Genomic DNA, 19,348 nt, shown 5'->3' on the forward strand with positions numbered 1-19,348 from the left:
TTTTTTGTGAAAATATATTTTAGTATATTATTCTTAATGTCAATGTTGGTTTCACATGCTCAAGGTGAAGCCAACATTTGGTATTTTGGTCAAAATGCAGGTTTAGATTTTAATAGTGGTGTTCCTATAACTTTAACTAATGGGCAGTTAGTTACTGATGAAGGTTGTGCAACCATTTCAAATTCAAGTGGTCAATTGTTGTTTTATACAGATGGTGTTACCGTTTACAACAAGAATCATACTATAATGGTGAATGGCACGGGTTTATTAGGGCATTCTTCAAGTATGCAATCAGCTACAATAGTTCCTAAGCCAGGCTCAAGTAATTTGTTTTATATTTTTACGACTGATGCTGAAACACTTCCAAATGGTTTTAGATATTCTGTAGTGGATATGAATTTGGATGGAGGAAACGGAGCTGTAACATCTGCAAAAAATATATTAGTATATACTCCAACCACTGAAAGTTTAGGAATTACCAAACATGCTAATGGGATTGATTTTTGGGTTGTTACTCATGAGTGGAATAATAATAATTTTAATGCTCATTTATTAACTGCATCAGGCTTAAGCAGTGTTCCTGTTACTACATCAATAGGTTTGCCAATATCTGGTGGCAGTGGATTTGAAGCTGCTGGATCATTAAAATTATCTCCTTCGGGTTCAAAATTAGCTATAACAAGTGTTTCCGATTTTGCACAGTTATATGATTTTGATGCAAACACAGGTGTGCTTTCAAATGTTATAACTTTAACCACTGAAGCTGGTGAATTATCAGGAATTGCTTTTTCTCCTGACGAATCTTTATTGTATATTTCCAATAGTTTTGGTAAAATTCATCAATTTAACTTAAATGCTGCTGATATACCAAACTCTATTATTACGATATACAATGGTGGTTGGATTCCTCCAATAGGTCAAATGCAAGTCGGTCCAGATAATAAGATATATGTAGCTGTTAACAACAGAACAAAATTAGGAGTAATAAATAACCCAAATATTCTAGGTTTAGGATGTAATTTTGTTTTAGATGGAATTGATTTGTCAGGAAGATTGAGCAAATTAGGTCTACCATCTTTTAATCAATCATTTTTTGCTCCAAGTATAAGGTTTCAAAACTCATGTGTAGGAGAGGTAACACAATTCCAATTAGGAAATGCAACAGCAACAAGTGCTATATGGAATTTTGGCGATGGAAATACCTCAAATAGTTTATCACCAATTCATACTTATACAGCGCCAGGAACTTATACAGTTTCGGTTACAGCAACAAGTAGTAGTGGAACTGGAGTTACTACTAGAGATATTATAATTTCTGCAGTTCCCACAGCAACACAACCTAACAATATTTCGATTTGTGATGACAACAATGATGGTTTCTATAATTTTGATTTAACGTCACGAAAATCAGCTATTTTAAACGGTCAATCAGAATCGCAATTTAATGTGCGTTATTTTGCTAATGCTACAAATTATTCGAACAATGTTGTAATTGCTAATCCTACAAGTTTTCCTAATACAACAGCTTATCAAAGTCAAACGATTATTGCAGAAGTTTATAATATTGCTAATCCAAATTGTAAAACAACAACAACATTTGATATTCAAGTTTTTGAAAGTCCAAGACCAAGTTTATCAGTTTCGCCAATTCAAATTTGTGACAATACTTCTTTTGGCACCGATACAGATGGCAGAGTAGTTTTTAATTTGACTAGTAGACAAGGCGCTATTTTGAATGGTCAGTCATCAACTAATTTTACAGTTTCATATTATAAAGATGCAGCTTTAACCGATTTAATTAGTAACCCAACAACCTATGTAAATTCAAATCTACAAGAAACTATTTATGTGAAAGTAGCGAATAACCAAAATACAACTTGTTTTGCTACTACTTCGTTTCAAATAGAAGTATTTAGTTTGCCTGTCATTATTACCGTTGCTAGTTTAAAACAATGTGATGATAATAATGATGGTTATAGCGCTTTTAATTTAACTCAAGCAAATGCTTTGTTAGTTGGAGCAACTTCAGGTTTAACTTTTTCCTATTTTGAAACATCTACTGAGGCACAAAGCAATACAAACTCGATACCAAATTTTACAGCTTACACCAATCAAACCGTAAGTACAGATCAAGTATTTGTAAGAGTTCAAAATAGTAATGGTTGTTTTAGAGTTGCAACTTTAAATTTAGTCGTTTCAACCACTCAAATATCGAATTTAATTCAAGAACATTTTTATGTTTGCGATGATGTAGCTTCCGGTTCCATTACTGATGGAATTGCTACTTTTGATTTCAGTAGTGCCAATGCACAAATAGCTTCACAATATCCTAGCGGACAATTGTTAGATATAACTTATTACAGAAATATTGCAGACGCATTAGCAGAACAAAATGCCATAATAGACATTTCACATTATACGAATATTGGTTATCCAAATACTCAAAATATTTACGTCCGTGTGGATAGCCAACTCAATAACGAGTGTATTGGTTTAGGACATCACATAACATTACATGTAGAAAGAATTCCAATCATTCAACCTCGAACTTATTCTCAGTGTGATGATAATCACGATGGATTTTTTGCATTTAATATCACTAATTTACAATCCGATATTTTAAACGGATTAACTAATGTTACCTTGAGTTATTGGGATGCAAATAACAATCCATTACCAAGTCCGTTGCCAAATCCTTTCAATACTACTTCACAAATCATAAGAGTTAGAGCCACCAATAATACCACATCAGCTTGTTACTATGAATCAACCATTACTTTCAAAGTGGATGATTTACCCGAAGCTTTTGCAATTCCAACCAATTTAACAACGGTTTGTGATGATGAGGCCAATCCAATAAATCAAGATGGTATTTATCCTTTTGATACGAGCAGTTTTCAAAATACGATTATAGGAACACAAACGGGAATGATTGTGAATTATTTCGACGGAAATGGTAATTCGCTTTCGAGTCCATTACCAAATCCGTTTTTAACTACGACACAAAATATTCGTGTTGAAGTTATAAATCCATTAAATACAACTTGTAAAGCGTATTTGACAATTCCTTTAGTGGTTTACCCAGTTCCTGAAATTGAATTGTATGGTGATGAGCTAATTTGTAGCAACAATCCATTATTTACAAAAGAAATCAGCGCAGGATTATTAGATGAAACTACTGTTTCAAATTATACCTATCAATGGTTTTTGAATAATAATCAAATTATAGGAGAAACAAATTATATATTAACTGTAAATACTGAAGGAATTTATACAGTTGAAGTAACGAATTCAAATGGTTGTGTAAGAACCAGAACACTTACCGTTACAGCATCAAATATTGCTACAATAGACAATGTTCAAGTGGTTGATTTGTCAGATGAAAATTCCGTTACAGTTTTAGTAACAGGATTAGGGGATTATGAATATAGTCTGGATAATGAAAATTGGCAAACATCCAATGTATTTACCAATATTGAAGCAGGTATTTACACCGTTTATGTGAAAGATTTAAATGGTTGTGGTGTTGCAACAGAAGAGATTAGTGTATTAGGAATTCCAAATTATTTCACGCCAAACGGAGATGGATATAATGATTATTGGAATATAAAAGGAATAAACAACCGTTTAAATGCCGAAACCATCATTTATATTTTTGATCGTTATGGTAAACTAATAAACCAGATTAATCCATTAAGTCAAGGGTGGGATGGAACCTTTAATGGAAATCAAATGCCTTCATCAGATTATTGGTATTCTGTTCAGTTAGAAGATGGACGAGTTGTAAAAGGGCATTTTAGTTTGAAGAGGTAGTTTTTAAGATTAAGTTTAACTCAAAAAGAGTTGTTAAGTATTCAAAAATAAATTAGTTTTGTTAAGTAAAGTATAAGATATATATAATTAAAATATTGCGTTTCGCTTAAAATTTCCTGTTACAGAAATCGACCAAATTTTTTAACACTACAGGAAGTAAGAGTGGAAACGTCTGCGGTAAGCGTGGGCGTTCCTTTTTGCTATGTAGTGTGGGTTCTTGGTCGGACCTCTGTGACTAGCTTGGGGAATTAGCCCACGTGCTTTTTTAACCTATTTAATACCGCAGAGATATGAATTGTTACAACCACAATGAAGAAGTTTCAGTAGCACAATGTCAAGATTGTAAAAAAGGACTTTGTAGAAATTGCTCAAAAAAGTTTTCTTTTCCTATATGTATTGTTTGCAATAGTATTAGAATCCAAAATGAGAAAAGTCAAATTGTTAAAGATTTGATCTTTGCTTATGGTTTTGGTTTACTAGTTATGTTTATGATTAGTAAATTTTCAATACATAAACAACCACAAAATGTTGGATTCTCATTTTATTTAGCCATGTTTTATGGATATTCAGGTATTGTGCCAGGTTGGAAAATATTAGATAAAGGTTTTCCAAAGATGTATTTTAATTTATCTATTTTTTATTTTGGATATTTATTGATTAAGTTATTTACTGCTATATTTATTGGTTTTTTTGCTTTACCATTTATAACATTTAAGCATATTAGAAGATTAATCCAATTAAATAAAATCAAGTGATTTTTTTATTCCTTTAAGTTTAATTTTCAATATAACAAAATTTAATAAAATCTGCGGAAGTAAAATTTAAAATTCCATTTACGGAAAACCGTAAAGTTTTATAAATCCCTTTATTTACCTTAGCTGTTGTAATTTCCTACGTATTTTTACTTGGTTTGAAAATCAGGTATTTTTACGGGTTGTACAGATACTTTTTATTCGATATATTTGGGAATTATACTACAATTAAAACAAAACACAAATGGCGTTAAGCTGGAATGAGATAAAAGATAGAGCAGTTAAGTTTTCAAAAGAATGGAAAGATACCACTAATGAAGAAGCGGATGCTAAACCATTTTTAGACGCTTTTTTTGATGTCTTTGGAATCACTCGTAAGAAGATTGGAACGTTTGAACACCGAGTAAAAAAACTATCGGATGCCGATGGATATATCGACTTACTATGGAAAGGAACTATTCTAGTCGAAATGAAAAGTCGTGGTAAAAACCTAGACAGAGCTTTTCAACAAGCAATTGATTATACACACGGTTTAAAACAAAACGAACTACCAAAATACGTTTTGGTTTGTGATTTCCACATTTTTAGATTATACGATACCGAAGAACAAACGACTTTATCCTTTACTTTAGACGAATTAGTACTAAATGTGCAAAGCTTTGGTTATCTTTTAGGGTATCAAAAGAAAACATATAAGGAACAAGACCCTGCCAACATCAAAGCAGCAGAATTAATGGGGAAATTGCACGACCGATTAGAAGAAATTGGGTACGAAGGACATCCGTTAGAAGTATATTTGGTTAGAATTTTATTCTGTTTGTTTGCTGAAGACACTACTATTTTTGATAAGCAACAATTTCAAGATTACATAGAACATAGAACCGCTGAAGATGGAAGTGATTTAGCTTCAAAAATTCAAGAATTGTTCCAGGTTTTAAATACGGCAAAAGATAAACGATTCAAAAACTTGGACGAACAATTAAACGACTTTCCGTATGTGAATGGAAAATTGTTTGAGGAAATTTTGCCAATGGCAAGTTTTGATAGTAAAATGCGCCAAGCATTATTAGATTGTTGTTACATCGATTGGAGTAAAATTTCACCAGCTATTTTTGGTTCCATGTTTCAAAGTGTAATGAATCCAAAAGAGCGTAGAAATTTAGGAGCGCATTACACCAGTGAAAGCAATATCTTAAAATTAATAAAGCCATTATTTTTAGATGAACTTTGGACGGAGTTTGAAAGCATCAAAGGAAACAAAAACAAATTACCCGAGTTCCATAAAAAAATTAGCCAACTCAAATTCTTAGACCCCGCTTGTGGTTGCGGTAACTTCTTAGTAATTACCTATCGTGAATTACGTTTGTTGGAATTAGAGATTTTAAGAGCAACTTATAAATCAGGTCAAGGGGTTTTAGATGTAAGCGATATCATTTGGCTTGACGTCGACATGATGTGCGGTATTGAATACGAAGAATTTCCAGCACGTATTGCCGAAGTAGCTATGTGGTTAATTGACCACCAAATGAACATGCAAATTAGTAATGAATTTGGACAATACTTTGCACGTTTGCCATTAAAAAAATCAGCTAAAATTGTGCATGGTGATGCTTTAGAGGTAAATTGGGAAGAAGTGGTTGCTAAAAAAGAACTTTCATATATTATTGGAAATCCGCCTTTTATAGGTGCGAAGATTATGAGCCAATTACAAAGAGATGCAATTGTTAAAGAGTTTGAAAATAGTCAAGGCTCGGGTGTTTTAGATTATGTAAGTGGTTGGTATATTAAAGCCGCAAAGTATATTCAGAACACCAAGATAAAAGTAGCTTTTGTATCTACTAACTCAATAGTTCAAGGAGAACAAACCAGCTTACTTTGGGGACAAATGTTAAACAAATATGGCATTACAATTCATTTTGCACATCGTACTTTTAAATGGAGTAACGAAGCAAAAGGAAACGCAGCGGTGTATTGTGTTATAGTTGGTTTTGCGAATTTTGATACAAATAATAAGCGAATTTTTGAATATGAAGATATCAAAGGCGAAGCACACGAAATAAAAGCAAAAAATATAAATCCATACTTAGTGGATGCTAAAAATATATTAATTGATAAAAACACAAATCCAATTTGTAATGTTCCTAAAATGAGTTTTGGCAATATGCCTTTAGATGGTGGAAATTTGCTTTTTACTGATGAAGAAAAAATAAAATTTATTTCTATTGAACCAGATTCAGAGAGATTCATTTTGCCTTTAATCTCTGCATTTGAATTTTTAAATGGATATAAACGATGGTGTTTATGGCTTGTAAATGCTCAGCCTAGTGAGTTAAAACAAATGCCTGAAGTTTTGAAACGTGTTGAACTAGTTAAAAAATTCAGATTGAATAGTGTTGCTCCATCAACTCAAAAATTTGCATTAACACCAACTTTATTTAGAGATAGAAATCAACCAGAATCCTACATTTTAATTCCTAGTACAACATCAGAAAATCGAAAATTTATTCCAATGGGATTTTTTCTAAAGGATAACATAGCTAATAATAGTTGTCATACAGTTCCAAACGGATCATTATTTCATTTTGGAGTATTAATGTCAACTATGCACATGGCATGGGTAAAGACTACTTGTGGTAGATTAAAAAGTGACTTTAGATATTCAAAAGATATTGTTTACAACAACTATCCATGGCCAGAAAATCCTTCGGATAAACAAATAAAAACTATTGAGGAAAAAGCACAAAATGTATTAGATGTAAGAGCTTCTTTTCCTAATAGTTCATTAGCAGATTTATACAATCCATTAACCATGCCACCAGCTTTAGTAAAAGCCCACAGTGAATTAGACAAAGCCGTTGATGCAGCATACAGCAAACAAGCTTTCACAAGTGAAGCTAAACGCATGGAGTTTTTATTTGAGTTGTATGAGAAATATACTGCTGGATTGTTTGTGAAGGAGATGAAAAGTAAAAAATAGACATTATGGAACTCAAAGATTTTAGAAAGTTTATTTTAGATAGTCCAATTAAGGATAAACTTAGAAGTTTAAAAATTACTTTAAATTACCCTCATTTAAATTCAAAAATTGAATTAGAGGGTATAGAATCAATTTATAAATTTACTCTTTCTCAGGTAAAAGGTTGGAACCATCTTGAAAACATACCAGATTATTTAAAACATTCTAAGACTTTCTTCGAATCCTTTAAGTCTAGCATTATTAGATTAACTGATTTTATAAATGAAAATACACACCAGCAATTTGATATTCAATGGAGTAGTGTAGTGTCTCATTTCACTAGTGAAAAGTCAGGAAATAGATATTATATTTTTTTATATGATTCTGCTGAAACTGATTTTTTACTGAAGATAAATAACAAAAATCAAAATTTCACTCAAGGTGCAATTGATTATTTTACCAACGGTAGTATTAATGTAAATAACAATAGAGAATATTTTACTGGAATCTTACTCGGTTATGAATTTAAAAATCAAACAGATAGTGAATTACACCACAGAAGAAATAATGAAAAAATTAGTTTAGCTAAAATTAGAGATAGGTATAATGAATATATAGTTGAAGCTGAACAACAATTAAATGGTTATTTATCTGATTCTAAAGAAAATTTAACAAATCATTTTGAAACAATTGATAAATTAAAAGAGGAAAAAGATAAAAATTTTGAAGATTGGTTTAAAGGAATTCAAACTGGATTTGATAGATTTTTTTCAAATGCAAATGATAATATAAAGTCAAATGAAGACTTGTATAGAGAAAAATTAAGATTAGAAGCGCCTGCTGATTATTGGAAAAAGAGAGCAACTCTATTAAAACAAGAAAGTAAAAGTTATATGAATTGGTTAGTTGGAGTTTCAACAACTTCAGCATTATTTCTTTTCATTTTATTAATGAGCCTTGGAACAGGATTTTTTGAAACCGCATTTAGCGACACCGTAAAAGGAATAAAATGGTCATTAATTTTAATTACTTTAGTTTCATTCCTTGCTTTTGCAATAAAAATATTAGCAAAAATGACTTTTAGTTCACTTCACTTGTCTAGAGATGCTGAAGAGCGTGAACAATTAACTCATTTTTATTTAGCGTTAAAAAAAGATACAACAATAGAACCTGAAGAGCGCCAATTAATTTTACAGTCCTTGTTTAGTAGAGCAGATACAGGATTATTAAAAGAAGATTCTTCGCCAACAATGCCGACAAGTATAATTGAGAAATTTAGTGGTAGTAAATAATAAAAATGATTAAATTTTCTATTTAAAATCCATACAAATACAAATTATATGAAAACAATTGATTATCTAGAAAAACAATATGGTCATGCATTTGAAATGCTTAAATTCGGTGAAGCAAAAAATATTGCATTAATTGCCTTTAATGGAGCAATTATAGTTGGTATTTCCAAGTTAATAACAGATACAAATAACCTTTACTTAAATTATTATTTAATATACATTATTTTAATGTCTTCCATTGCGATTTTTGTTAGTTTTTCAGCTTTAGTTGCAAAAATCAAACATTCACCAAATAATTTATCTCTTCATCGAAGTAATAATTTGCTTTTCTATGCTACACTTGCACATATGACTGATGAAGAGTTAATAAAAAAAATTATTGAAAGTTATGCATGTGAACGCTCTAATGAAAATCATGAGAAAGATTTAGCCAATCAAGTTATAATAACTAGTCAGATTGCAGCACGAAAATTTAAGCTATTTAATATTGCAATAACAATAATGTTTATGGGTTTATTAACTCCTCTTAGCTACATAATTTACAAACTCTTTTTAGATCAAGATAGATAATGGGACTAAAAAATGATATCACACAAAAAGTAAAAGAAATTTTAGATAATAATTTTATTACTGAAGAAGTTAATTATGTTCCAGAAATTAGTGATACTAAACTAACATTTGGTAATAAAGGTTTACAATTTGAAGCAACTGTTTTATATATAGATTTAAGGGAATCTACTAAGATTTTAAATAAACATAATAAGGCAACCATAGCAAAAATACATAAAGCTTATTTATTTACTACTGTAAAAATTGCTACTTCATTAGGAGGTGAAGTAAGAAGTTTTAATGGTGATAGTGTTCTTGCATTTTTTCAAGGAACAACTAAAGATACTTTAAGTAATGCAGTAAAAGCTGCTATGCAAATTCGATATATGATAGCTAACTCTGAATCTGGAATCAATACATTACTTTCAAAATATTCTGCAGTAGATTTTGGGATTGGACTAGATGATGGCAAGATTTTATGTGTAAAAGTTGGGGTTGGTGGTGATACAAACACAAAAGATTTGATTTGGATTGGCAACCCAGTAAATAAATCAGTTGTAATTAGTGACGAATGTAAGTCCCCTGAATATATAGGAATTTCAAGTTACGTATACAGTAATTTAAATGATAATGTTAAATATGGAACTAGAAAAAACTATTGGGGTCAAGATGAAAAAGTGGATATGTGGACAGCATATCGAGTTTTATACAATGGTAACTATGAAACTTTTTATAAAACTAATTGGTACTGGACTGTTTATTAATATTTCACCTTCAAAAGATTTTATAAGTAATTGCTTACTCTTGTAAATATAAAAATTCAATCGCTAATGTATTTAAGGAAATTCAGTGAATCCAATCCTTTTGCATTTGTAATTTAAATATCAAATAATTAAAAGCTTTATTTTAGGGTAAATAGAAATTAATCATGATAAAACTATACCTAGATTGGAACATAATGTCAGGAATGAAAAACGGTCATTTTCCAGAGTTGTCAACTATAGTTTTAAACGAACAGAAATTCTTTTTACCCTATTCCACATCGCACATCGGAGATATTTTTGCAAGTATCAAAAATCATTCTGAAGAAGAACAAAGAATGATTAATCAAGATTTAGATTTTATTAGGAAAATTTCCAAGAATCAATGTCTATTCAATACTGGGGAGCAAGTTTTAATTAATACAATAGATCCAGGAGAATTATTAGATGATAGAATAAGAGAAGCACCTCTTTTTACCGATTTTAGTTTGGATAGTTTGTTTAGTTCAATTGATAACGACCCTTTCATTAATTCAATGAAAAATATGCTGGCAGCAATGCCATTGGATAGTGCTTTTAAAGCAGCTTTCGATAATCCCGAAAGTGCAGATATGATGAATAAAATGTTTCCGGGCTTAAAAGAAGAACCTAATATGAATGGCTTTTTTAAAAGTTTAGGGAATATGTATCAAAATTTAAATGAAAAGGAAGATTATAAATTTTTAAGAGATTCAGTTCAAAAAATCGGTGTTAACAGTGGACACTTCAATGATGATAAAGATCCCTATGAAGTAATTCAAAATGCTTATAAAAAGTTAGGTATAGAACCATTTAATCCAGATCAATATTTCGATAAAAATAAAAATGCTCCTGCATGGTTTAATGATTTAACAAATAGTTATATCACTCTAGATATGCATGGTTACAAAGCAGATAAGGTTAGAGTAAACGAAAAAGAAAGCAATACCTTTAAAAACACCACTGAGGATGCCTCTCATACTGCATTTGCATCACTATGCGATATTTTTATCACTAACGACAATAAAAACTTTTTTAAAACACAAAAAGTGTATGATAAATTTGGTGTAAGAACTAAAGTTTTTAAACCACAAGAATTTATTAGTTATTATCACAAATATTTGAATCAAAAAACATTTGACGATTCATATGCAGCGGTTATTAATGACTTAAATAATATAGAAAATAGACAACCATTGTATTTGGATAATGGAGATTTTTTTGGTGTGGAAAAGTTCTGCGATTATTTCCATTTTAATTTTTTCAATAAAATAATAATTCCAAAAACTAATAACGAAGATTTTTATTTTTTGTTAAGTAAAGAAACACCTTCTAATTATTTCATTTGCACCCAACATGAAATTAATCAACTTTTACAATTATTTATCGAAAAATTAGGGATGGATTGTGATGGAAAATCAATTTTAGAAGGTAATGAAATACAATCCTTAGATTTTTGGGAAGGAAGAACTTGGATTACCAATATTGGAAAAATTAGACTATGTATAGAAAATACTAGGTTTCATTTATATTTTTATTTAAATAATAACTAGATGCTTAATTTGTGTTTTTTTACAATTTACTCAAATGAAAACAAAACTAATTTCCAGATTAGGCTATAAAGAATTTTATAAAAATTCGGAATCAATTGATGTTCTTGTTAAGCAAATACATCTAGAGAGTGCATTAGAATTTTTGGTATTTATAAATAAAAATTTACTTTATCAAAATGAAATGCTGAAATTAGATTTAAAGTGATTTAAAATCGTTTTAAGGTTTTTTTAAATACAAATTGATATTTTGGTAGTTTAAGAATTTTCTAAGCAATAGAAGTTATTTATATTCCTTTTTAAGATTATGTTATGATTCAAAAAAATCTTCAGAAAAACTAATAGGACTAAGTAAAAAAAATAGTCCCCTTTTTACTCCCCTAAAAATAAAAATATCAATAAAAATAATGCTTTATAAAGTATTATAGTGACCAAGGAGGGATTTGAACCCTCACGCCCTTACGAGCACCACCCCCTCAAGATGGCGAGTCTACCGTTTCTCCACTTGGCCTAAAATAAAAAAAGTTACTCACAATTGCGAATAACTTTTTTCTGTGACCTGGCTGGGATTCGAACCCAGGACCCCATCATTAAAAGTGATGTGCTCTACCAGCTGAGCTACCAAGTCGGTGCATTCAAGAATATGTTATTTGTAGTGACCTGGCTGGGATTCGAACCCAGGACCCCATCATTAAAAGTGATGTGCTCTACCAGCTGAGCTACCAAGTCGGTGCATTCAAGAATATGTTATTTGTAGTGACCTGGCTGGGATTCGAACCCAGGACCCCATCATTAAAAGTGATGTGCTCTACCAGCTGAGCTACCAAGTCGGTGCATTCAAGAATATGTTATTTGTAGTGACCTGGCTGGGATTCGAACCCAGGACCCCATCATTAAAAGTGATGTGCTCTACCAGCTGAGCTACCAAGTCATTATTTCCTTGAATGCGGGTGCAAATATATAAACATTTATTTATTTTCCAATGGGAATTTATTATAAATTTGTCTTTTTTTATAATTAATTTCTTAACCCTTTAATTTATAGGGGATTATTTACATATGAAAATAGTGTTGTTAGGTTACATGGGATGTGGTAAGTCGGTAATAGGTGCATTTTTGGCAAAAAAGTTGCAAGTTCCATTCTATGATTTGGATCATGAAATTGAAAAATCAACTCAAATCTCCATCACCGAATTGTTTCAAAGTAAAGGAGAATTATATTTTAGAAAAAAAGAAAACGAAATATTAAAAGTTTTTGTAGAAAAACAGGAAGACTTTGTTTTGAGTTTAGGAGGTGGAACACCATGCTATTATAATAATCACGAATTATTGCAACATGAAGGTGTTTTTTCAATTTATTTAAAAGCGTCTGTTGATACTTTGGTAAGTCGATTAATTAATGAAAAAGACCAACGACCATTATTGCACAATCAAGATGAGGTTTCTTTGAAAGATTTTATAAACAAACATTTATTCGACCGAAACTTTTATTATCATCAAGCTACAAAAGTAGTAGTTGTAGATAACAAGTCGGTAGAGCAACTTGTAAGTGAAATAGAGAGCTTGTTAAATTAAATATGCATATGAGTTGTTGTCTTCAAAAACAACTTGAATATGCTCTTGTAATGAAGTTGAAAGTGATATTCCTTTAAAATCTGCTTTTACTGGATATTTTTTGTGATTTCTATCCACTAAAACTGCTGTTTTAAATTTACTTAACGGCACTTCTAAAAAGTGTTTTACGCCGTAAATTAAAGTAGTTCCAGTGCTTAAAACATCATCAATTAATACTAAGGCTTTATTTTCGTAATCTTCCTTAGTAATTGAAGTGGTAATAACATCCTGAGGATTTTGTTTGTTGATTTTAACTTCACAAAGCTTTACTTTTAAATCAGAAATTAAAGCTAATTCAGCTGCTATTTTTTGAGCAAAAATATACCCATTATTAGCAATTCCGGCTAAAATTACTTCTTCGTCATTTACAAACGTTTCAAAAATTTGGTAAGCAATTCGCTTGGTTTTATGCGCAATTTCTTTGTTTGTTAAAATAATATTTTCCATGTGTGTTGTTATTTGACTTCAAAGATAAAAAAGAGTTCTTTATTTTCTCGAGGCTTTATAGAATTATATGCTTTATCTAGTTTTTTTATATTGAATTTTTCTGAGAACAGATTTATATATTCGGTTTTTGAACCTCCAAATGGCGGACCTTCAGCTGTTAACGGAAAGTCGAAAAGTAATCCTGCTAATTTTCCTTTCGGGTTTAAAAGTGAAGCCATTTTCTTTACGTATTGAGGTCTTAATTCCGGAGGTAAAGCACAGAAAAATGTTTGTTCTATAATTAAATCGAAAGTAGCTTCGAGTGTAAAAAAATCAGCATGTAATAGGTGAGAAGCAAATTCTGGTTTTCGCTGTTTGATATTTTGTAATGGAGTTTCTGCAATATCAATTACATAAACATTTTGAAATCCGTTTTCAATTAGATAATCAAATTCATAACCATTCCCGGCGCCAGGAATTAATATTTTTAGATTTTTATCTGTTAATTGATCAATGTAATCTTTTAATGGAGTGGTTATTTTGCCAGCATCCCAACCCGTTTCTCCTTTTTGATAACGTTCTTCCCAGTAATTCATTTATTCTGTTTTATCGGTATCTTCATTTTCGTCGCTTTCCCATAAATAATCGTCAATTTCTCTTCGGTCTTTTTTAGTAGGGCGTCCAGTTCCATTCGCTCTATAATGCTCTTTGGATAATTTTAGTAATTCTAAATGTTCAAAAGCTTCTTTTGGTGTTTCATCTTTTCGATACATATCGACTAATTTGGCTCCTAAACGATTTTGAGGTATGTCTAAAATAGTTAATTTGTAGTTGATTTGATCCTTGCGCAGTGTAATTTTGTCAGTTGGAAAAACATCTCTTGAAGCCTTTGCAACCTGACCATTAATTGTTATATGTCCTTTTTTTACAGCTTCTGTAGCTATACTTCGGGTCTTGTAATAACGTAAACACCATAAAAGTTTATCTATACGCATAATATAAATCAAAAAACCATGTTAATATTTCTACAAAAATAAATGAAAATTGTATCTTGCGCCCTATAAATTTTACAATAATGAGAAGTCTTTTAAAAATAGTTTTTTTATTCCTATTAATCAGTAGTGTTTTTTCTTGTCAAAAAACAGATGAAGCTACGGTGCCACCCGCAAGGCCTTATAATGAAGTATTCATAGAGGATATAGCGGAAATAGAAGAATTTTTAGATACTCATTATGTAGTAGTTGATGCAGATTATAACACAGAGTTTTTTGAAATTCCAGTTGGAGGAACTCAAACACCTATTTCTGAAATGCCTGAATTACAATCTATTGATAGAAATATTCATGATATTACTTACAAAATTTACTTTTTAAAACTTAGAGAAGGTACAGGGGAAAGCCCAACACGTATTGACTCTTCTTTTGTATCATACAAAGGAAATTTATTATCTGATGTTTCGGTTACTTTTGATCAATCTGTTAATCCAGTATGGTTTCCATTAGAAGATGTTGTTAGAGGTTGGGGAGAAATTATCCCACAATTTAAAACGGGAACACATACGGCGAATCCAGACGGAACTATTTCTTTTGATAACTACGGTGCTGGCGTTATGTTTTTGCCATCTGGTTTAGGATATTTTAATACAGCTACTGGTAATATTCCTTCATACTCTCCTTTAATTTTTAATTTTAAATTACATAATTTAGATTTTAGAGATCATGATAGAGACAGGATTTTATCTAAATATGAATATGGCTCTGATTTTAATGCAGAAGCATTAGATACAGATGAAGATGATATTCCAGATTATATAGATGTGGATGATGATGGAGACGGTAGATTAACAAAGTTTGAAATTCGTTATACTTTGGTAGCAGATCCTGATACTTACTATTATTATCCTTTTAATGGAGCTTTAGTAGATGATCCATTAACTCCTTATGATGATACAAAAGGAATTCCTAGTTGCTCAGGTGACTTTACTACCACAACTCGATTAAGAAAACATTTAGATAAAACTTGCGAATAAAACTAAATTAAAAAAAAAGTCCCAGTTTCATTGAAATTGGGACTTTTTTTTTATGCCTTTTTTTTTATATTTTATTAATTTCAGCTTCTGCTACTTTATCACTAAAATTGGATGTTATTTTTACGGTTAATTTAGCGTCTTCTATTTTAATTATTTCAACACGAATTACATCAGTTGGTTTCATGACAAACTTAGAAGAACCTTCAATGACTTTTCTGTTTCTTAATTCGTAGGAACATTCACTAGTCCAAACCAAATCATAGCTGGTTTTAATTTGCATGGTTTCATTAGTTTCTGTTTGTGTGTTTTTGGTTCTTTCTATAATAGTTGTACCCGATGTTTTGGAAACCAATTCAAATTTCCCAACCTGCATTTTTTTACAATCTAAAGATTGTGCAAATGAAAAAGAACTTAATAAAGTTAGTAATGTGGTGAAGTAAAATGGTCTCATTATTTTTGTTGGATATTGTTTAGTAATGTATCACAAACTGCTGTTAGCGGAAGTGCTTATTTGATTCAATTATTTATTTTTGACTCTTACTTCTTTTTTTCTTTTATGCCAGTATAAGCGTTCTTTATTTTTTTCGAACCAGGTTTTCCATTCGTTTAACGTTTGTTGAGGAGGGAGAATTGGCATATCAAAAGATTTTTCCATTTCATAACTAATACCTGTAATTCTAATTAAAAATCCTCTCGCTTCATAAATTGAATTTAGGTTTGCATCTTCGCCATTTGCTAGCTTTTCAAAAACGGCTAGATTTTCTTTAAATATATCTTGTGCATTTTGATTATTTTGAGAAAATGAACTATTTAAAAAGAAGGAAGAACACAGTAAAAAGATATAAGATATTTTTTTCATTTTATTTTTTGTTTTTTGTTCGCAATTTTGGTGTATTACTGCTAACGTTTTGGCGCTTGGCGAAGAAGCGGATTTCGAAGTACTAAACTGTCTGCCAGCACAGAACTTGATACGAAGCACAAAACTTCATTAAAGCACTGAACCCGCTTTTTTGCCAAACGCCTGTTACCTGCTGTATTTTTCATTCTGTCAGTTTAATTAATGTCTCTACACGTTCTTTTTCAATGTCAAAAGTTACAGTTTTGGTCTTATGAATTGGACTATCATATCCATAAATTGTCGTTTTGTCAAAGGAACGAATGTCAAGAACGTCAAATGTTTTTCTGAATATTTTAAGTTCCATTTTTGCAGTATCTAAAACAGCGATTTGTTGAACCGTTCCTTTTAAAAATTTTCGTGTCCAAATAGGAATTGCTACCAATTGTCCGTCTGTTTCCCAAGCTGGTGGTCCACCACACCAATCGTGTATTTTCAATTTCTTATTGTCAGCAGTTTCTAAGAAACATTGTCCACCGATGGGAGCACCCATTGCAATTTCGTGTAGGTCGTAATACACAACTTTGTGATGATTGTCTACCGAAACAAGTTTCTTGTCAGTATTGTGAAAGTCCCACGGATTTGGATAAGTCTCAATCATTTTCGTTGTCGTCTTAATATAGCAGGTAACTTGTATATATGCGCTACAAAGTAGCACCAATCTACCCAATTTTGGGTGTATATACGCTACTGAGTTGTGTCTTTCAAATATAAAAAATTATTTACAAATTCCTCTAACAAAAAAAATCCCCAATTGCTTGGGGATTTCTATATAAATTTAAAAGAACATTACTTTCTTTTGATAACTTTTTCTACAGCTTCAACAATCGCTTGATTGTTTAATTTGTATTTTTCCATTAATTGGTCTGGTGTTCCACTTTCTCCAAAGCTGTCGTTTACTGCTACAAATTCTTGAGGCACTAAATGGTTTTGTACTAACGTTCTAGAAACGCTTTCTCCTAAACCACCAATGATATTATGCTCTTCCGCTGTAACCACACAACCTGTTTTCTTCACTGATTTTAAAATCGCTTCTTCATCTAATGGTTTAATCGTGTGAATGTTAATTACTTCTGCAGAAATTCCTTTTGCTTCTAAAGCTTCTGCTGCAATTAATGCTTCCCAAACTAAATGTCCAGTTGCAATAATCGTAACATCAGTTCCTTCGTTTAACATGATAGCTTTTCCAATTACGAAAGGTTCGTCAGCTGGCATAAAGTTAGGCACAACAGGACGACCAAAACGTAAATAAGCAGGACCATGATGATCAGCTAAAGCTAAAGTTGCTGCTTTGGTTTGGTTGTAATCGCAAGTGTTGATAACTGTCATTCCAGGTAACATTTTCATCAAACCGATGTCTTCTAAGATTTGGTGTGTTGCACCGTCTTCTCCAAGAGTTAATCCTGCGTGAGAAGCACAAATCTTCACATTCTTATCTGAATACGCTACCGATTGACGAATTTGGTCGTACACTCTTCCTGTAGAAAAGTTAGCGAAAGTTCCTGTAAATGGAATTTTTCCACCAATTGTTAATCCAGCTGCAATTCCAATCATGTTGGCTTCTGCAATTCCAATTTGGAAAAAACGCTCTGGGTGATTTTTCTTGAAATCATCAAATTTTAATGATCCAATTAAATCCGCACAAAGTGCTACTACGTTTTCGTTTTTTTGACCTAATTCAGTCATTCCAGCTCCAAAACCTGAACGGGTATCTTTACTGCCTGTGTTGGTATATTTTTTCATAATTCTAGTAGTCTCCTAAAGTTTCAACATTTTGTTCTAACGCTTTTGCTAATTGCTCATCATTTGGCGCTTTTCCGTGCCAAGCGTGTGTGTGCATCATAAAATCAACACCGTTACCCATTTCGGTATGCAATAAAATACAAACCGGTTTTCCGTTACCTGATTTTGATTTTGCATCAGCTAAACCAGCTTTGATAGCGTCAATGTTGTTTCCTTCTTTGATTTCTAATACAATCCAATCAAATGCTTCAAACTTCGCTTTTACGCTTCCCATCGCTAAAACTTCGTCTGTAGTTCCGTCAATTTGTTTTCCGTTTAAATCGATAGTTGCAATTAAGTTGTCTACTTTTTTTGCTGAAGCATACATAATTGCTTCCCAGTTTTGTCCTTCTTGTAATTCACCATCACCTAAAAGAGCAAAAACTAAATGGTTATCGTTGTTCAATTTTTTAGCTTGAGCAGCTCCAATTGCAACCGACATTCCTTGTCCTAACGAACCCGAAGCCATTCTAATTCCAGGTAAACCTTCATGAGTTGTTGGGTGTCCTTGTAATCTTGAATTTAATTTTCTGAATGTTGCTAATTCTGCTACTGGAAAGTATCCGCTTCTAGCTAAAACACTATAAAAAACTGGAGAAATATGTCCGTTTGATAAGAAGAATAAATCCTCACCAATTCCGTTCATATCAAAAACTTCGTTACGTTTCATAACGTCTTGGTAAAGGGTAACCAAAAACTCAGCACATCCCAAAGAACCTCCTGGGTGACCTGAATTTACGGCATGAACCATACGAAGAATATCTCTTCGAACTTGTGTTGTAAAATCTTGTAGTTGTTGCGTGTTAGACATTATAAAAGATATATATGTGTTAATTGGATGCAAAAGTAATTTTATTTTTTTGGTGGTACAAATCATTTTGTTAGAAGTTATTAATAATCAGTGTTAATCAT

At 31.4% G+C, this 19,348-nt stretch carries 17 protein-coding genes and 5 tRNA genes; 9 read left to right on the forward strand and 13 right to left on the reverse strand.

Annotation, left to right across the window (positions count from 1 at the left end):
- The first annotated feature begins 6 nt into the window (after positions 1–6).
- The 7 genes from OJ995_RS04905 (at position 7) to OJ995_RS04935 (ending at position 11,694) form a co-directional block, all read left to right on the forward strand.
- A complete protein-coding gene (locus OJ995_RS04905) occupies positions 7–3,813 on the forward strand; it encodes a T9SS type B sorting domain-containing protein (protein WP_264368398.1) in 3,807 nt (1,268 codons plus the stop codon).
- 290 nt (positions 3,814–4,103) lie between these two features.
- A complete protein-coding gene (locus OJ995_RS04910) occupies positions 4,104–4,568 on the forward strand; it encodes a hypothetical protein (protein WP_264368399.1) in 465 nt (154 codons plus the stop codon).
- Between the two features lie 241 nt (positions 4,569–4,809).
- Positions 4,810–7,542: a class I SAM-dependent DNA methyltransferase gene (locus tag OJ995_RS04915; protein WP_264368400.1), complete on the forward strand. Its 2,733-nt coding sequence runs from the start codon at positions 4,810–4,812 to the stop codon at positions 7,540–7,542.
- 5 nt (positions 7,543–7,547) lie between these two features.
- Positions 7,548–8,813 (forward strand): DUF6161 domain-containing protein, encoded by a 1,266-nt coding sequence (locus tag OJ995_RS04920; RefSeq protein WP_264368401.1) that lies wholly within the window; start codon positions 7,548–7,550, stop codon positions 8,811–8,813.
- Positions 8,814–8,861: 48 nt separating this feature from the next.
- Positions 8,862–9,383 carry a Pycsar system effector family protein gene (locus OJ995_RS04925; RefSeq protein ID WP_264368402.1) on the forward strand — a complete coding sequence of 174 codons (522 nt, stop codon included), beginning with the start codon at positions 8,862–8,864 and terminating at the stop codon, positions 9,381–9,383.
- The gene (locus OJ995_RS04930; RefSeq protein WP_264368403.1) at positions 9,383–10,126 is read left to right on the forward strand and encodes an adenylate/guanylate cyclase domain-containing protein; all 744 of its coding nucleotides are present in this window, start codon (positions 9,383–9,385) and stop codon (positions 10,124–10,126) included. The genes OJ995_RS04925 and OJ995_RS04930 overlap by 1 nt, the downstream gene beginning before the upstream one ends.
- 164 nt (positions 10,127–10,290) lie before the next feature.
- The gene (locus OJ995_RS04935) at positions 10,291–11,694 is read left to right on the forward strand and encodes a hypothetical protein (protein ID WP_264368404.1); all 1,404 of its coding nucleotides are present in this window, start codon (positions 10,291–10,293) and stop codon (positions 11,692–11,694) included.
- Positions 11,695–12,119: 425 nt separating this feature from the next.
- On the opposite strand, the gene OJ995_RS04940 is transcribed toward OJ995_RS04935, so the two are convergent.
- The 5 genes from OJ995_RS04940 to OJ995_RS04960 form a co-directional block, all read right to left on the reverse strand.
- A tRNA-Leu gene (locus tag OJ995_RS04940) sits at positions 12,120–12,202 on the reverse strand.
- A gap of 44 nt (positions 12,203–12,246) precedes the next feature.
- Positions 12,247–12,319, reverse strand: a tRNA-Lys gene (locus tag OJ995_RS04945).
- Positions 12,320–12,347: 28 nt separating this feature from the next.
- Positions 12,348–12,420: transfer RNA gene (locus OJ995_RS04950), tRNA-Lys, on the reverse strand.
- 28 nt (positions 12,421–12,448) lie between these two features.
- Positions 12,449–12,521 (reverse strand) — tRNA-Lys (locus tag OJ995_RS04955).
- A 28-nt stretch (positions 12,522–12,549) separates the two neighbouring features.
- Positions 12,550–12,622 (reverse strand) — tRNA-Lys (locus tag OJ995_RS04960).
- A 127-nt stretch (positions 12,623–12,749) separates the two neighbouring features.
- Between OJ995_RS04960 and OJ995_RS04965 the strand changes: the two genes are divergently transcribed.
- The gene (locus OJ995_RS04965; protein WP_264368405.1) at positions 12,750–13,265 is read left to right on the forward strand and encodes a shikimate kinase; all 516 of its coding nucleotides are present in this window, start codon (positions 12,750–12,752) and stop codon (positions 13,263–13,265) included.
- Here the strand turns inward: OJ995_RS04965 and OJ995_RS04970 are convergent.
- From OJ995_RS04970 to OJ995_RS04980, 3 genes are read right to left on the reverse strand one after another with little or no spacing between them, the layout of a single operon-like run.
- A complete protein-coding gene (locus tag OJ995_RS04970; protein WP_264368406.1) occupies positions 13,257–13,751 on the reverse strand; it encodes a phosphoribosyltransferase family protein in 495 nt (164 codons plus the stop codon). The two genes, OJ995_RS04965 and OJ995_RS04970, sit on opposite strands and share 9 nt — an antisense overlap.
- An 8-nt stretch (positions 13,752–13,759) precedes the next feature.
- A complete protein-coding gene (locus OJ995_RS04975) occupies positions 13,760–14,326 on the reverse strand; it encodes a TPMT family class I SAM-dependent methyltransferase (RefSeq protein ID WP_264368407.1) in 567 nt (188 codons plus the stop codon).
- Entirely contained in the window at positions 14,327–14,725 is a 399-nt protein-coding gene (locus OJ995_RS04980; RefSeq protein ID WP_264368408.1) for an RNA-binding S4 domain-containing protein, read from the reverse strand.
- Between the two features lie 80 nt (positions 14,726–14,805).
- On the opposite strand from OJ995_RS04980, the gene OJ995_RS04985 reads away from it, so the two are divergent.
- Positions 14,806–15,759: an FKBP-type peptidyl-prolyl cis-trans isomerase gene (locus OJ995_RS04985; protein WP_264368409.1), complete on the forward strand. Its 954-nt coding sequence runs from the start codon at positions 14,806–14,808 to the stop codon at positions 15,757–15,759.
- Between the two features lie 64 nt (positions 15,760–15,823).
- On the opposite strand, the gene OJ995_RS04990 is transcribed toward OJ995_RS04985, so the two are convergent.
- From OJ995_RS04990 to OJ995_RS05010, 5 genes are all read right to left on the reverse strand, one after another.
- Positions 15,824–16,210 carry a hypothetical protein gene (locus tag OJ995_RS04990; protein WP_264368410.1) on the reverse strand — a complete coding sequence of 129 codons (387 nt, stop codon included), beginning with the start codon at positions 16,208–16,210 and terminating at the stop codon, positions 15,824–15,826.
- Between the two features lie 69 nt (positions 16,211–16,279).
- Entirely contained in the window at positions 16,280–16,618 is a 339-nt protein-coding gene (locus OJ995_RS04995; RefSeq protein WP_264368411.1) for a hypothetical protein, read from the reverse strand.
- Between the two features lie 181 nt (positions 16,619–16,799).
- Positions 16,800–17,255 carry a hypothetical protein gene (locus OJ995_RS05000; protein ID WP_264368412.1) on the reverse strand — a complete coding sequence of 152 codons (456 nt, stop codon included), beginning with the start codon at positions 17,253–17,255 and terminating at the stop codon, positions 16,800–16,802.
- Between the two features lie 188 nt (positions 17,256–17,443).
- Positions 17,444–18,397 (reverse strand): transketolase family protein, encoded by a 954-nt coding sequence (locus OJ995_RS05005; protein WP_264368413.1) that lies wholly within the window; start codon positions 18,395–18,397, stop codon positions 17,444–17,446.
- Positions 18,398–18,401: 4 nt separating this feature from the next.
- Positions 18,402–19,247: a transketolase gene (locus OJ995_RS05010; protein ID WP_264368414.1), complete on the reverse strand. Its 846-nt coding sequence runs from the start codon at positions 19,245–19,247 to the stop codon at positions 18,402–18,404.
- Between the last annotated feature and the right edge of the window lie 101 nt (positions 19,248–19,348).

This window comes from Flavobacterium lacisediminis (genome assembly GCF_025909975.1).
GTDB lineage: Bacteria > Bacteroidota > Bacteroidia > Flavobacteriales > Flavobacteriaceae > Flavobacterium > Flavobacterium lacisediminis.